Genomic DNA, 13880 nt, shown 5'->3' with positions numbered 1-13880 from the left:
GTGCGGGCCTTCCGCCTGCCCCCGATCCGCCGCCGCGCCTGGTATCTCGCCGCGCTGGGGGTGCTTATCCTCGCCGGCCTCACCGCGGGGCTTGCCCTCGGCTATCCGGCGGCGATGCCGGCAGTGCTCGCCCTGGGCGGCCTCGCCATCCTGGTGACACTGTTGATCGTGGTGGTGCTGGACCGGCGGGTGCTGCGCCCTCTGGCGACGGTGAGCCGCGGTGCGGAAATCCTCGCCTGCTCCAACCCCGAGCACCGCCTGGAGCTGCGCGGCCGCCACTGGCTGGAGCGGCTGCCGGAGCGGGTGCAGGAGCTCGGGGCGGCGATCAGCCGCAGTCAGGCGGAGCTCGGCGAGGCGGTGGCCGCCTGGTCGGCCCGGCTGGAGGAGCGCAAGGCGCGGCTGGAAACGGTGCTGCGGGAAATCCGCGAGGGCGTCGTGGTCTGTGACGCCGAGGGCCGACTCCTGCTCTACAACGATGCCGCCCGCGCCCTGCTCCAGGGCGAGCCCGCCCTCGGCCTCGGCCGCCGGGTGGGCGAGGTGCTGAACGACGCGCCCCTGCGCCACACCCTCGACCTGCTGCGCCAGCGCCGTGCCGGCGCGGAGGCCGGCGGCAACGACGGCGCCGACCTTGTCTGCGCCAGCGCAAGCGGCGACCGACTGCTGCGCTGCCGGGTCACCCTGCTGGCAGAGGACGGCCCCGAGGCCGGCGGCTTCGTGCTCACGCTGGAGGACGTCAGCACCCGCACCCGCGCCCTGCTGCGCCGCGAGCGTGCCCTGCGCCAGGAGGTGGAGGGACTGCGCGATCCCCTGGCGAGCCTGCGGGCGGCGAGCGAGAACCTGGCCATCGCCCGCGCCGAGGGCCTCACCGCCGACGTCGAGCGGTTCGGCCGGGTGATCGATGACGAGAGCGCGCGCCTCGGCGAGCGCTTCGCGCGGCTCTGCGCCGAGACGGAATCCGTGGTTACCGACAACTGGCGGCTGGAAGACGTCCACGCCGGGGATCTGCTGGCGAGCGTCGTCCAGCGCCAGGGCGAGGCCCTGCCGCGGGTACAGGCCGCCGCCGATGTCTGGGTGCGGGCCGAGCCCTATCTGGTGAGCCAGGTGCTGGAGACGCTGCTGCTGCGCCTGCGCACGGAGCACGCCGTGGCGGCGCTCACGGTCAGCGGCCGCGAGGAAGGCAGCCGCGTCTATCTGGACATGAGCTGGTCCGGCCGGCCAGTCCCCACCGCCCGCCTCGCCGGCTGGCTGGACGCCCCCCTGGAGGACGTGGGCGGCACGGTGAGCGCCCGCGAGGTGCTGGAGCGCCACGACACCACCGTCTGGAGCTTTCGCGAGCCGGCGGACGAGCAGCGCGCCCTGCTCCGGCTGCCCCTGCCCGCGGCGCCGGCCAAGCTGGAGCCGGGCCGGCCGTTGCCGCCGCGGCCCGAGTTCTACGATTTCAGCCTGAGTGAGCGCGCCCGGCCGCTGGGCGAGCTGGCCGAGCGGCCGCTGGCGGAGCTGGATTACGTCGTCTTCGACACCGAGACCACCGGCCTGGAGCCCAGCCACGGCGACGAGATCGTGGCCATCGGCGCGGTGCGGGTCACCGCCGGTCGCGTCATCCATGGCGAGACCTTCGAAACCCTGGTCAACCCCGGCCGCGGCATCCCGGAGCTCGCCACCCGAGTCCACGGACTCACCGACGCCGACGTGGCCGACGCGCCGGACATCGCCGAGGCGCTGCGGCGTTTTCGCGCCTTTGTCGGCGACGCCGTGCTGGTGGGGCACAACGTCGCCTTCGACATGCGCTTCCTGAAGCTGAAGCAGCGCCCCACCGGGGTGATCTTCGACAACCCGGTGCTCGACTCGCTGCTGCTGTCCATCCTCATCCACGACCACACTCCCGAGCACACGCTGGAGGCCATCGCGCAGCGCCTCGGCGTGAGCGTCGGCGGACGCCACACGGCCCTCGGGGATGCCCTCACCACCGCGGAGATCTTCGTGCGCCTGCTGGATCTGCTGCCGACCCAGGGCATCGTCACCCTGCGCGACGCGGTCGGCGCCTCCGAGCGCATGGTCGAGTACCGGCGCCAGCAGCGGGCCTTCTAGCCATGTCACGCTCGCGCTTCGCCGATCGCGCCGTGGCGCTGTTCCTGCTCGGACTGGTGGTCTTCGCCTACCCGGGCCTGTCTCTGCTCGCCGCCGCCGGCCGCGGATGGCTCTGGGCCGGGCTGTTCGCGGTCTGGGCCGGCTTCATCCTGCTGCTCGCGGCGCTGCACCGGAGGGCGGATGACAGTTGACCAGGGGCTGATCCTAGGTCTGTCCTTCCTCTATCTGGCGCTGCTGTTCGCCATCGCCTGGCTGGCGGACCGGCGCGCGGACGCGGGCAATTCGCTCGCCGGCAACCCCTACGTCTATACCCTGTCCATCGCCGTCTACTGCACGGCCTGGACCTTCTACGGCAGCGTGGGCCGCGCCGCGGCGACCGGCATCGGCTTCCTGCCCATCTACCTCGGCCCTACCCTCATGGCGGCGCTGTGGTGGCTGGTGCTGCGCAAGATCATCCGCATCTGCAAGACCTACCGCATCACCTCCATCGCCGATTTCATCGCCTCGCGCTACGGCAAGAGCGTCGGCCTCGGCGCAGCGTCCACCGTGATCGCCGTGGTGGCCTCCACACCCTACATCGCCCTGCAGCTGAAGGCCGTCTCCGCCAGCTTCAGCGTGCTCCAGGGGGGCGAGGCCATGGTCGGCTCGGGGCTCTTCCTGTCTGACAAGGCCTTCTACGTGGCCATGGTGCTGGCGGCGTTCGCCATCCTCTTCGGCACCCGCCACCTGGACGCCACCGAGCGCCACGAGGGCATGGTGGTGGCCATCGCCTTCGAGTCGGTGGTCAAGCTCGTGGCCTTTCTTGCCGTCGGGGCGTTCGTGACCTGGGGGCTGTTCAACGGCGTCGGCGATCTGCTGCAGCGGGCCTCGAGCCAGCCCGAGCTTGTGCCGCTGTTCGGTCTCGGGGCGCTGCCGGGCGGCTACGGGCACTGGATCGCGCTGACGGTGCTGTCAATGGCGGCGGTGCTTTTCCTGCCGCGGCAGTTCCAGATCACGGTGGTGGAGAACACCGACGAGCGGCACCTGCTCACCGCGGCCTGGCTGTTTCCGCTGTACCTGTTCGTGATCAACCTGTTCGTCCTGCCCATCGCCCTGGGCGGGCTGCTCACCCTAGGCCATGGCGTGGACCCGGACACGTTCGTACTCACCCTGCCCCTGTCCCAGGGCCAGGAGCTGCTGGCGCTGCTGGTCTATCTCGGCGGTTTCTCCGCGGCCACCAGCATGGTGATCGTCGCCACCGTGGCGCTCTCCACCATGATCAGCAACGACCTCGTCATGCCGGCGCTGCTGCGCAGCGGCCTGCTGCCGAGCCGTGGCGACGCCGACCTGCGCCGGCTGGTGCTGCGCGTGCGCCGGCTCGCCATCGTGGCGGTCGTCCTGCTCGGCTACGTCTATTACGCGCTGGTGGGCGAAAGCTATGCGCTGGTCAGCATCGGCCTCATCGCCTTCGCGGCAGTGGCCCAGTTCGCCCCGCCCATCCTGCTCGGGCTCTACTGGCACGGCGCCCAGCGCCGCGGGGCACTGGCCGGCCTGGTCGGCGGCTTCCTGGTCTGGGGCTACACGCTGCTGCTGCCGGCGCTGATCCGGGCCGGCTGGCTGCCCATGGCCTGGCTCGCCGAGGGCCCGGGCGGGATCGGCTGGCTGCGCCCGGAGGCACTGTTCGGCCTCGAGGGGCTGGATGCGATCGCCCACGGCACCCTATGGAGCCTGCTGCTGAACACGGGGCTGACCATCGGCCTGTCGGTGTTCGGCCCGACACGGGACATCGACCGCATCCAGGCGACGCTGTTCGTGGACGTCTTCCGTCAGTCGGGCCACGAGGGCCGCTTCTGGCAGGGACGCACCACGGTGGCGGACCTGCACGCCCTGCTCGCCCGCTTCCTCGGCGCCCGGCGCACCCACGAGGCCTTCGCCGACTATGGCCGCCGCCATGGCGGCCTGCCCGCGGACGACGCCCTCGCCGACCCGGCCCTGGTGAGCCACGCCGAGCGGCTGCTCGCGGGGCACATCGGTGCCACCTCGGCGCGGGTGATGATGGGCTCGGTGGTCAAGGGCGAAGCGCTCACCTTCGAGGGCGTGCTGGAGATCCTCGACGCCACCTCCCAGGCCATCGAATACAGCCGACGCCTGGAGCAGAAATCCCAGGAGCTGGAGCGCGCCACCGCCCAGCTGCGCGCCGCCAACGAGCGGCTGCAGGAGCTCGACCGGCTCAAGGACGAGTTCGTCTCCATGGTCAGTCATGAGCTGCGCACGCCGCTCACCTCGATCCGGGCCTTCGGCGAGATCCTGCTGGAGAGCCCGGACATGCCCGACGAGCAGCGCCGGGAGTTCCTGCAGATCGTAGTCCGGGAAACCGAGCGCCTGAGCCGCCTGATCAACGAGGTCCTGGACCTCTCGCGGATGGAGAGCGGATGGAGCGGCTGGCGGCTGGAGACGCTGGACCTGGCCGAGGTCGCGCGCGAGGCGGCGGACGCGACCTCGCAGCTGTTCCACGAGGCGGAGGTAGCGCTGCGCCTGGATCCACCCAAGGGGCCGGCGCCGGTCAAGGGCGACCGGGACCGGCTGATGCAGCTCCTCATCAATCTGCTCTCCAATGCCGCAAAGTTCTGCCCCCGCGGCAGCGGCGAGGTGCACCTCGGTCTGGCGGCCGATGACCAGCGCATCACCCTGCGGGTCCAGGACAACGGCCCCGGCATTCCGCCCGCGGAGCAGGCACGCATCTTCGAGAAGTTCCACCAGCTTCAGGACCAGCGCGCCGGCAAGCCCCAGGGCAGCGGCCTCGGCCTGTCCATCGCCCGCCGCATCGTCGAGCTGCACTGGGGCGACATCACGGTGGAGAGCACCCCGGGCGAGGGCGCCTGCTTCATCGTCACCCTCCCCCGGGCCGGCGGCGAGCACTGCGACATCGAGCCCGCCGCCCCACCGCGGCTCGCGGCCGGCACCGGCTCGTAACCGGGATGTAGGTCGTGCACGGCGCCGCCGTGTGCGACCTACGGAAACCGTTGCCTTACACTCGGGGCAAATGGACGTTCCGATAGACAAACCCGCCACGGAGGCGCGCAGCAGCGGGTTCCGGCCGCATCCGCTGGTGCGGGGCCGGCATCTGCAGACCATGGTGCCGGCGCTGTTGCGGCGGCCGCCGCCGGTGGCGCTGAGCCGGGAGCGGGTGGAGCTGCCGGACGGCGACTTCGTCGATACCTTCCTCGGCCCGCGGCGCTCGGGACCACTGGTACTGGCGCTGCACGGCCTCGGGGGCTGTGCCAACTCACCTTACATTCTCGGCCTCCTGGCCGCGCTGGACGCCGCGGGCTATCAGGGGGTTGCGCTGCAGTATCGGGGAGCGGCCGGACGGCCGAACCGCCTGCCGAGGTTCTACCATGCCGGCGCCTGGGACGACGCCCTGCATGCCCTCGCCCACCTGCGCCGGCAGCTCGGTGAACGACCTGCCGCGGTGGTGGGTTTTTCCCTCGGCGGCGCCATGGCGCTCAACTGGCGGGCCGCCGGGGCGAGCGTCGTCCAGCCGGAGCTGACGGTGGCGGTGTCGGTGCCGTTCGACCTGGATGCCTGCGCGCGGGCGGTGGACCAGGGCTTTGCCCGGGTCTACCAGCGGCACCTGCTGCGGGGGCTGCGGCGGGGTTATCGGGCCAAGTTCGAGGGCCGGCCGGATGCGCCCTGGCCCGCGGAGCGGATCCATGAGCTGCGCAGCCTGCGCGCCTTCGACGAGCATGTGACCGCGCCGCTGCACGGCTTCGACGGTGCCGTGGGCTACTACCGCGCCTGCAGCCCCGGCCCGGCTCTCGCCCGTATCGCGGATCCCACGCTGGTGCTGCAGGCCCGGGACGACCCCTTCGTACCCGCCGCGGGCATCCCGGGTCGGGTTTCCCCGGCGGTGGACCTGGAGGTCAGCCCGCGGGGCGGTCACGTCGGCTTTCTCGAGGCGGGCCCCTTGTTCCGGCCGCGGTACTGGGTCGAGCGGCGCACGCTGGCGGCGCTGGCGGAGGGGTTTCCGGACTGAGCGCCCGGGCGGGCCGGTGGCGTTCCCAACAGGCGGCGGCGGGCCGCTTCGCTCAGGTCGTCGAGGATCAGTGTCGTCATGTCGGGGGCTCTCCAGTGGCATTCCTTGTGGCCGCCCGGCGAAGCGCGGCCAGCGCCATTGCACGGCAGCGGCATGGCTGCCTCATGCCCGGGAGGGGGCAAGGCAGGGACGGAAAGGGGCCATCCAGTGACACCGGGTCGGACGGGGTCCATCGACGGGCGAACATACGCTGGCGTATGCTCCGGGCGAGAAGGAGGCTCCGGGCTGGGACAGACCTTGCCCAGTGTCAGTCCGGTGCCGGCGAGGCCGGGTCGTATCGGTGAGGAGGGCTACGGGTATGGCAACGCTGTCGGGGCGGACGGTGTTCATCACCGGGGGCAGCCGCGGGGTCGGGCTCGCCATTGCCCGGCGGTGCGGGGCCGACGGGGCGAATGTCGTGCTCGCAGCCAAGACCGAGCGCCCGCACCCGAAGCTGCCCGGAACGCTGCCCGAGGCAGCGGCGGCGGTAGAGGCCGCAGGCGGACGCTGTCTGCCGGTGGTCACCGACATCCGCGACGAGGCGGCAGCGCAGGCCGCCGTGGACGCGGCGGTGGCGCGGTTCGGCGGTATCGACATCCTGGTCAACAACGCCAGCGCCATCGACCTGCGCGGCACGCTGGACCTGCCGATGAAGCGCTTTGACCTCATGCACCAGGTCAACGCCCGCGGCACCTACCTCTGCAGCCAGAGCTGCCTGCCGCATCTGCTGCGGGCAGAGAATCCGCATATCCTGACACTGGCGCCGCCGCTCGACCTGCAGCCGCGCTGGTTCAGCGGGCACGTCGGCTACAGCCTGGCCAAGTTCGGCATGAGCCTGTGCATGCTGGGCATGGCCGAGGAGTTCCGCGACCGCGGCGTCGCCTGCAACGCCCTGTGGCCGCGCACGCTGCTGAAGACCGCCGCGGTGGACAATCTGCTCGGCGGCCCCGCCCTCTCCGCCCGCGGCCGCCACCCGGAGATCGTGGCCGATGCGGCGCACGTGATCCTGACGCGGCCAAGCCGCGAGTGCACCGGGCAGTTCTTCATCGACGAGGACGTGCTGCGTGGTGAGGGCGTCACCGACTTCAGCGGCTACCAGGTGGATCCGGCGCTGCCGGAATCGGAGCTGGTACTGGACCTGTTCGTGGATCGCTAGAAGAACGAACACAAAGGCGCAAAGGGCTTTGTGAACCTTGGTCTCCTTGTGTTGAATCCCAGAAGCGGCTCAGAGACGAAAAAGGGGCCCGCAGGCCCCTTCCCGATCGTCGGCTGGCGGCACCCGGTCAGGCGCTGGCGCCCTCCTCGTTGATCGCCTTGATGCTGAGGCGGATGCGGCCCTGGCGGTCCACCTCCAGCACCTTGACCCGCACGGTCTGGCCTTCGGTCAGCTCGTCGGAGACGCTCTCCACGCGACGGTTGGAGATCTGGGAGATGTGCACGAGCCCGTCGCGGCCGGGGAGGATGTTCACGAAGGCGCCGAAGTCCATCAGCTTGATGACCTTGCCCTCGTAGATCTGGCCCACCTCGACGTCGGCGGTGAGCAGCTCGATGCGCCGGCGCGCCTCCTCGCCGGCGGCCTTGTCCACGGAGCCGATGGTCACCGTGCCATCGTCGGTGATGTCGATGGTGGTGCCGGTCTCCTCGGTGAGCTGGCGGATGGTGGCGCCGCCCTTGCCGATGACGTCGCGGATCTTCTCCGGGTCGATCTTCATGGTGATCAGCCGCGGCGCGTAGGCGGACATCTCCGCGCGGGCCTCGCCGATCACCTCGTTCATCTTGCCGAGGATGTGCAGCCGCCCTTCCCGGGCCTGCTCCAGCGCCCGCTCCATGATCTCGCGGGTGATGCCGTTGATCTTGATGTCCATCTGCAGGGCGGTGACGCCCTGCTCGGTGCCAGCCACCTTGAAGTCCATGTCGCCGAGGTGGTCCTCGTCGCCGAGGATGTCGGTGAGCACGGCGAAGTCGTCGCCTTCCTTGATCAGGCCCATGGCGATACCCGCCACCGGCGCGGCGATGGGCACGCCGGCGTCCATCAGCGAGAGGCTGGTGCCGCAGACCGTGGCCATGGAGCTGGAGCCGTTGGACTCGGTAATCTCGGAGACCACGCGGATGACGTAGGGGCAGTCCTCCGGCGTCGGCATCACGGCCTGGATGCCGCGCTTGGCGAGCTTGCCGTGGCCGATCTCGCGGCGCTTGGGCGTGCCCATGAAGCCGGTCTCACCGACGCAGTACGGCGGGAAGTTGTAGTGCAGCATGAACGGCTCGCGCCGCTCGCCCTCGATGGCATCGATGATCTGCGCGTCGCGGCCGGTGCCAAGGGTAGTCACCACCACGGCCTGGGTCTCGCCGCGGGTGAAGATGGCCGAGCCGTGGGTGCGTGGCAGGGAGCCCACCTCGATGTCGATGGCGCGCACGGTGCGGGTGTCACGACCGTCGATCCGGGGCTCGCCGCGGATGATGCGGCCACGGACGATGCGCTTCTCGAGATCCTTGAACGCGGCGGAGACCTGATCGGGAGAATACCCGTCGGGCTTCTCGTCGGTGGCGACGAGCTCTTCCACCACCCGCTCACGAACGGCGCCGATGGCCTCCTGGCGGGCCTGCTTCTCGGTGATGGCGTACGCCTCGGTCAGGGACTGCTCGGCGACGCTGCGCACGCGCTCGGCGAGGCTCTCGTCCTTCGCCGGCGGCTGCCAGTCCCAGCGCGGCTTGCCGGCCTCCGCGGCGAGCTCGTTGATGGCGGCGATCGCCGACTGCATCTGCTCGTGGCCGTAGAGCACCGCGTCGAGCATGGTCTGCTCGGGCAGGCGGTGTGCCTCGGACTCCACCATCAGCACCGCCTGCTCGGTACCGGCGACCACCAGATCCAGCTCGGAGCTCTCCAGCTGGGTGAAGGTCGGGTTGAGCAGGAACTGGCCGTCGCTGTAGCCCACCCGCGCCGCGCCAATCGGGCCCTCGAAGGGAATACCGGAGACGGCCAGGGCCGCCGAGGTACCGATGAGCGCGGGGATGTCGGCGTCGACCTCGGGGTTCATGGAGATCACCGTGGCGATCACCTGCACCTCGTTGGAGAAGCCCTCCGGGAAAAGCGGCCGGATGGGCCGGTCGATAAGCCGGGAGACCAGGGTCTCCTTCTCCGAGGGGCGACCCTCACGCTTGAAGAAGCCACCGGGAATCTTGCCCGCGGCGTAGGTGCGCTCCTGATAGTTGACGGTCAGGGGCAGGAAGCTGCGGCCCTCTACCTGCTCCTTCTTCCCTACCACCGTGACCAGCACCACGGTATCGGACATGTTCACCAGTACGGCGCCGCTGGCCTGGCGGGCGATACGCCCGGTCTCCAGGGTCACGGTCTGCTCGCCGAACTGGAAAGACTTCTTGACGGCGGTCGGAGTCACTACGGTTACACCCTGCGGTCGTGGAAAGTTCGCCTACTTGCGCAGGCCGAGGCGCTCGATGACGCTCTGGTAGCGATCCCGGCTCTTGCGCCGCAGATAGTCGAGCATCTGCCGACGCTGGTTGACGAGCTTCAGCAGCCCGCGGCGGGAGTGATGATCCTGCTTGTGCGTGGCGAAGTGCTCGGTGAGGTGCTGGATGCGCGCAGTCAGCAGCGCGATCTGCACCTCGGGCGACCCCGTATCGCCCTCGGAACGCCCGTAGTCACGGACGATCTCCTGCTTCTGTTCAGCCGTGAGAGACATCGAAAGCTCCTGAGTAATCCGGTATTCCAGCGAATTCGGTATTCTATCGGTGCCACCGAGGGGGAACAAGCGAAAGCCCCCCCGGTGGCTGCGCTCAGCCTTCGGGGACCGCGAGCAGGCGCCGCGGTGCCACCCTGCCGTCATCCAGCACCAAGCCCATGCCGAGGAACCCCTCCGGCCCGTACAGCCGCACCGCGCCGGGCGCCGGCGCCCGCGGAATCCAGACCGCCTGGCCCTGGCGCAGATACGGCGCGGTCTCGGGGCCGAGCACCACCGCCGGCCAGTCGGCGATGGCCGTATCCGGCGGCAGCAGCAGCTCGTCCAGCGCCGCCGGACCATCCGCGGCACGCTGCTCCAGCGTCTCCAGGGTCACCATGCCGGGGGCCTCGAAAGGGCCGAGCGCCGTGCGCCGCAGCGCGGTGACGTGCGCGCCGCAGCCGAGCGCCTCGCCGAGATCCGCCACCAGCGTGCGCACATAGGTGCCCTTGGAGCAGTGCACACGCAGGCCCGCCTCCTCGCCCGCGAGCCAGGCCAGCTCCAGGGCATGCACGGTGATCCGGCGGGCGGCCCGCGGCACCTCCACCCCGGAGCGGGCCAGTTCGTAGAGGCGGCGGCCCTGATGCTTTACCGCCGAGTACATGGGCGGCACCTGGTCCTGCTCGCCGCGCAGGCCGGCCAGCGCCGCCTCCACTCCTGGCCGGTCCAGGGCCGGCACCGGCCGGCGCTCCAGCGTCTCGCCTTCGGCGTCGGCGGTGTCGGTGGTCACGCCGAAGCGCGCGGTGACCTCGTAGCGCTTCGAGGCGTCCAGCAGGCAGCCGCTGACCTTGGTGGCCTCGCCGAAACAGAGCGGCAGCAGGCCGGTGGCGAGCGGGTCCAGGCTGCCGGTATGCCCGGCCTTGCGCGCCTGCAGCAGCCGGCGCACCCGCTGCAGGGCGCGGTTGGAGGTCTCGCCGGCGGGTTTGTCAAGCAGGAGAATGCCGCTGACCGGGCGGCCCTTGCGCGGCATCAGCGCCCTCCCGATCAGTCGTCGCGGCGGCTGGCGTCGTCTGCCACCGCGTCGTCGATCAGCCGCGAGAGGCGGGCGCCCCGGTCGAAGGCCTCGTCATGCCGGAAGCGCAGCGCCGGCACCGTACGCAGCCGCAGACGGCGTGCCAGCTGGCTGCGCAGAAAGCCCGCGGCATGGTTGAGGGCGGCCGTCATCTCGCGGGAGGCCTCCGCATCCATGCCGAGGCCGGTGACGTGCACGTCGGCGTAGGCGAGATCGCGGCTCACCTGCACCTCGGAGACGGTCACCGACCCCACCCGCGGGTCGCGGACCTCGTCCCGGATCAGGCCGGCCAGCTCGCGCTGGACCTGATCGGCCACCCGGCGGGTACGCGGGAAGTCCTTCGGCATTACAGAGTCCGCTCGATGGTCACGCGCTCGTAGCACTCGATCTGATCGCCGGCCCTGACATCATTGTAGTTCTTGACGCCGATGCCGCATTCGGTGCCCGAGCGCACCTCGTTGACGTCGTCCTTGAAGCGGCGCAGCGACTCCAGCTCGCCCTCGAAGATGACCACGTTGTCGCGCAGCACACGGATCGGGTTGCGCCGGCGCACGACGCCGTCCACCACCAGGCAGCCGGCGATCTGGCCGAGCTTGGAGGAGCGGAACACATCCCGGACCTCGGCAAGGCCGATGATCTGCTCCCGGGTCTCCGGCTCGAGCATGCCGCTGATGGCGTTGCGCAGCTGGTCGATGGCGTCGTAGATGATGCTGTAGTAGTGCAGGTCGACGCCGTTCTCCTGCGCGAGGCGCCGGGCCTTGGCATCGGCACGGACGTTGAAGCCGATCAGCAGGGCCTCGGAGGCCAGCGCCAGGTTGACGTCCGACTCGTTGATGGCGCCGACGCCGCTCGCCACCGCCTTGATCCGGACCTCGTCGGTGGAGAGGTTGGTCAGCGACTGCGTGAGCGCCTCAACCGAGCCCTGCACGTCGCCCTTCACCACGAGGTTGACGGTCTTCACCTCCTGGTCCTGCATCTGCGAGAAGAGCTCGTCCATCTTCGCCGCCTTCTGCGCCTGCAGGCGCTTCTCGCGGCCCTTCTCGCGGCGATAGTCGGCCACCTCGCGGGCCTTCTTCTCGTCCTCGACCACCAGCACTTCGTCGCCCGCCTCGGGCAGGCCGGAGAGGCCGAGCACCACCACCGGCGTCGACGGCCCGGCCTCCTTCACCCGCTCGCCCTTCTCGTCGAGGAGCGCGCGCACGCGGCCGAACTCGGTGCCGGAGATGATGGTGTCGCCCTGCCGCAGGACGCCGTTCTGCACCAGCACCGTGGCCACCGGGCCGCGCCCGCGATCCAGGCTCGACTCGATGACGATGCCGGAGGCCGGGCAGTCGCGCACGGCCTTGAGCTCCAGCAGCTCCGCCTGCAGCGCCACCGCCTCGAGCAGATCCTCGATGCCCTCGCCGGTAATGGCGGAAACGTTGATGAACTGGGTGTCACCACCCCAGTCCTCCGGGATCACCTCGCGCTGGGCGAGCTCGTTCTTCACCCGGTCCGGGTCGGCATCCTCGCGGTCGATCTTGTTCACGGCGACCACGATGGGCACCCCGGCGGCCTTGGCGTGCTTCACCGCCTCCTCGGTCTGCGGCATGACGCCGTCGTCCGCCGCCACCACGAGGATGACCACGTCCGTGACCTGGGCGCCACGGGCGCGCATGGCCGTGAAGGCCTCGTGGCCCGGGGTGTCCAGGAAGGTCAGCTCGCCGCGGTCGGTCGGCACACGGTAGGCACCGATGTGCTGGGTGATGCCGCCGGCCTCGCCGGCCGCCACCTTGGAGCGGCGCACGTAGTCCAGCAGCGAGGTCTTGCCGTGGTCGACATGGCCCATGATGGTGATCACGGGGGCACGCGGCACCTGCTCGCCCTCCGGCTCTGCGGCCTGACTGAGCACGGTCTCCTCGATGGCATCCTCGCGCACGATGCGCGGCTTGTGGCCCATCTCCTCCACCAGCAGGACGGCAGTGTCCTGGTCGATGGGCTGGTTGATGGTGGCCATCACGCCCTGCTTCATCATCTCCTTGATCAGGTCCGCGGCCTTCACGCTCATGCGCTGGGCGAGATCGCCCACGGTGATCGACTCCGGCACCTGGACCTCACGCACCACCGGCGCCGTGGGCTTCTCGAAGCCCTGCTGCAGGGCCTCGCTGGCGGAGCCTGCCGCCGGGCGCCGCGCGCCGCGGCCACCGCGACCGGAGGGTCGCGTCTCGGCCTTCTTCCGGGCCTTGCCCTTGCCGCGGGCGGCCTTGCGCGCCGCGCGCTCTTCGGCCTCGCGCTCGCGCTTCGCCTCGGCCTCCAGGCGCTTGCGCTCCTTCTCGTCCTCGATCTCCTTCTTGCGCGCCGCCTCGGAGTCGGACTTCTGCTGCTCCGCCTCGAGATCGGCAACGCTCTGGGCCTCGGCCGGCTCGGCGCCGGGCTCGGCCGGCGTATCCGTCGCAGCGGCGGCCTCGGCGCCCTTCGCGGCCTCGGCCTTGGCGGCCTCGGCCTCGCGGGCAGCAGCCTCCGCCGCCTCGGCCTCGCGCCGCGCGGCCTCCTGCGCCTCCGCCTCGCGCCGCGCCTCGGCGGCCTCGAGGTCCTCCTGCAGCGCGGTCTGCAGGATCTGCGCGTCCTGCTCCTGGGCCTCGGCCTCCACCACGCTGCGCTTGACGTAGGTGCGCTTCTTGCGCACCTCGACATTGACCGTGCGCCCACCGGTGCGTGCGCCGCGCGCACCACGCCGCTCGGCGCCCGAGGAGGGCAGCCGGATCTGGCTGTGGCTCTTGCGCTTCAGGGTGATCTGCTTGGGGCCGCCTTCGGCCTCCTCGTCCTTGCGCCCGTGCGTCTTGCGCAGATGACCCAGCAGGGCGGACTTGTCCTCGTCGGACATGGCCGAATCGGGCTCGCGGCCTTCCAGGCCGGCCTCGTTGAGCTGGCCCAGCAGGCGCTCCACCGGGATGCCCACCGCCTCGGCGAATTCTCTGACTGTCGTCTGCGACATATGCTTAACCTCCGTCCC

At 70.8% G+C, this 13880-nt stretch carries 10 protein-coding genes; 5 read left to right on the top strand and 5 right to left on the bottom strand.

Annotated features, from left to right (window positions below; genetic code table 11):
• The 5 genes from LMH63_RS07925 (at nucleotide 1) to LMH63_RS07905 (ending at nucleotide 7298) form a co-directional block, all read left to right on the top strand.
• Complete coding sequence (locus LMH63_RS07925) at nucleotides 1–2088, top strand: 3'-5' exonuclease (RefSeq protein WP_109678149.1); 2088 nt, start codon at nucleotides 1–3, stop codon at nucleotides 2086–2088.
• Between the two features lie 2 nt (nucleotides 2089–2090).
• The gene (locus LMH63_RS07920) at nucleotides 2091–2279 is read left to right on the top strand and encodes a hypothetical protein (RefSeq protein WP_109678157.1); all 189 of its coding nucleotides are present in this window, start codon (nucleotides 2091–2093) and stop codon (nucleotides 2277–2279) included.
• Entirely contained in the window at nucleotides 2269–5040 is a 2772-nt protein-coding gene (locus tag LMH63_RS07915) for a sensor histidine kinase (RefSeq protein ID WP_109678159.1), read from the top strand. The genes LMH63_RS07920 and LMH63_RS07915 overlap by 11 nt, the downstream gene beginning before the upstream one ends.
• A gap of 70 nt (nucleotides 5041–5110) precedes the next feature.
• Entirely contained in the window at nucleotides 5111–6103 is a 993-nt protein-coding gene (locus tag LMH63_RS07910) for a hydrolase (protein WP_109678161.1), read from the top strand.
• Nucleotides 6104–6461: 358 nt separating this feature from the next.
• Nucleotides 6462–7298 (top strand): SDR family oxidoreductase, encoded by an 837-nt coding sequence (locus tag LMH63_RS07905; protein WP_109678163.1) that lies wholly within the window; start codon nucleotides 6462–6464, stop codon nucleotides 7296–7298.
• Nucleotides 7299–7425: 127 nt separating this feature from the next.
• Here LMH63_RS07905 and pnp read toward each other — a convergent pair whose 3' ends face one another.
• The 5 genes from pnp to infB form a co-directional block, all read right to left on the bottom strand.
• Complete coding sequence (gene pnp, locus LMH63_RS07900; protein ID WP_109678165.1) at nucleotides 7426–9537, bottom strand: polyribonucleotide nucleotidyltransferase; 2112 nt, start codon at nucleotides 9535–9537, stop codon at nucleotides 7426–7428.
• A 33-nt stretch (nucleotides 9538–9570) separates the two neighbouring features.
• Nucleotides 9571–9840 carry a 30S ribosomal protein S15 gene (rpsO, locus tag LMH63_RS07895; RefSeq protein WP_109678167.1) on the bottom strand — a complete coding sequence of 90 codons (270 nt, stop codon included), beginning with the start codon at nucleotides 9838–9840 and terminating at the stop codon, nucleotides 9571–9573.
• A gap of 94 nt (nucleotides 9841–9934) precedes the next feature.
• On the bottom strand, nucleotides 9935–10846 hold the full coding sequence (gene truB, locus LMH63_RS07890) for a tRNA pseudouridine(55) synthase TruB (RefSeq protein WP_109678169.1): 912 nt from the start codon (nucleotides 10844–10846) through the stop codon (nucleotides 9935–9937).
• A 14-nt stretch (nucleotides 10847–10860) separates the two neighbouring features.
• The gene (rbfA, locus tag LMH63_RS07885; protein WP_109678171.1) at nucleotides 10861–11235 is read right to left on the bottom strand and encodes a 30S ribosome-binding factor RbfA; all 375 of its coding nucleotides are present in this window, start codon (nucleotides 11233–11235) and stop codon (nucleotides 10861–10863) included.
• On the bottom strand, nucleotides 11235–13862 hold the full coding sequence (gene infB, locus LMH63_RS07880; RefSeq protein ID WP_109678173.1) for a translation initiation factor IF-2: 2628 nt from the start codon (nucleotides 13860–13862) through the stop codon (nucleotides 11235–11237). The genes rbfA and infB overlap by 1 nt, the downstream gene beginning before the upstream one ends.
• Between the last annotated feature and the right edge of the window lie 18 nt (nucleotides 13863–13880).

Origin of the sequence: Spiribacter halobius, assembly GCF_020883455.1 — a bacterium.
In the GTDB taxonomy this organism is placed as follows: Bacteria; Pseudomonadota; Gammaproteobacteria; order Nitrococcales; family Nitrococcaceae; genus Sediminicurvatus; species Sediminicurvatus halobius.
Note: the sequence above shows the minus strand (reverse complement) of the source record. Positions and strands in the feature narration are given on the sequence as shown.

What these genes read in the sequence shown, in the direction of transcription:
- LMH63_RS07920 (WP_109678157.1), top strand. Translation starts at nt 2,091, where the DNA reads ATGTCACGCTCGCGCTTCGCCGATCGCGCCGTGGCGCTGTTCCTGCTC.
- truB (WP_109678169.1), bottom strand. Translation starts at nt 10,846, where the DNA reads ATGCCGCGCAAGGGCCGCCCGGTCAGCGGCATTCTCCTGCTTGACAAA.
- LMH63_RS07905 (WP_109678163.1), top strand. Translation starts at nt 6,462, where the DNA reads ATGGCAACGCTGTCGGGGCGGACGGTGTTCATCACCGGGGGCAGCCGC.
- LMH63_RS07915 (WP_109678159.1), top strand. Translation starts at nt 2,269, where the DNA reads ATGACAGTTGACCAGGGGCTGATCCTAGGTCTGTCCTTCCTCTATCTG.
- LMH63_RS07910 (WP_109678161.1), top strand. Translation starts at nt 5,111, where the DNA reads ATGGACGTTCCGATAGACAAACCCGCCACGGAGGCGCGCAGCAGCGGG.
- rbfA (WP_109678171.1), bottom strand. Translation starts at nt 11,235, where the DNA reads ATGCCGAAGGACTTCCCGCGTACCCGCCGGGTGGCCGATCAGGTCCAG.
- infB (WP_109678173.1), bottom strand. Translation starts at nt 13,862, where the DNA reads ATGTCGCAGACGACAGTCAGAGAATTCGCCGAGGCGGTGGGCATCCCG.
- rpsO (WP_109678167.1), bottom strand. Translation starts at nt 9,840, where the DNA reads ATGTCTCTCACGGCTGAACAGAAGCAGGAGATCGTCCGTGACTACGGG.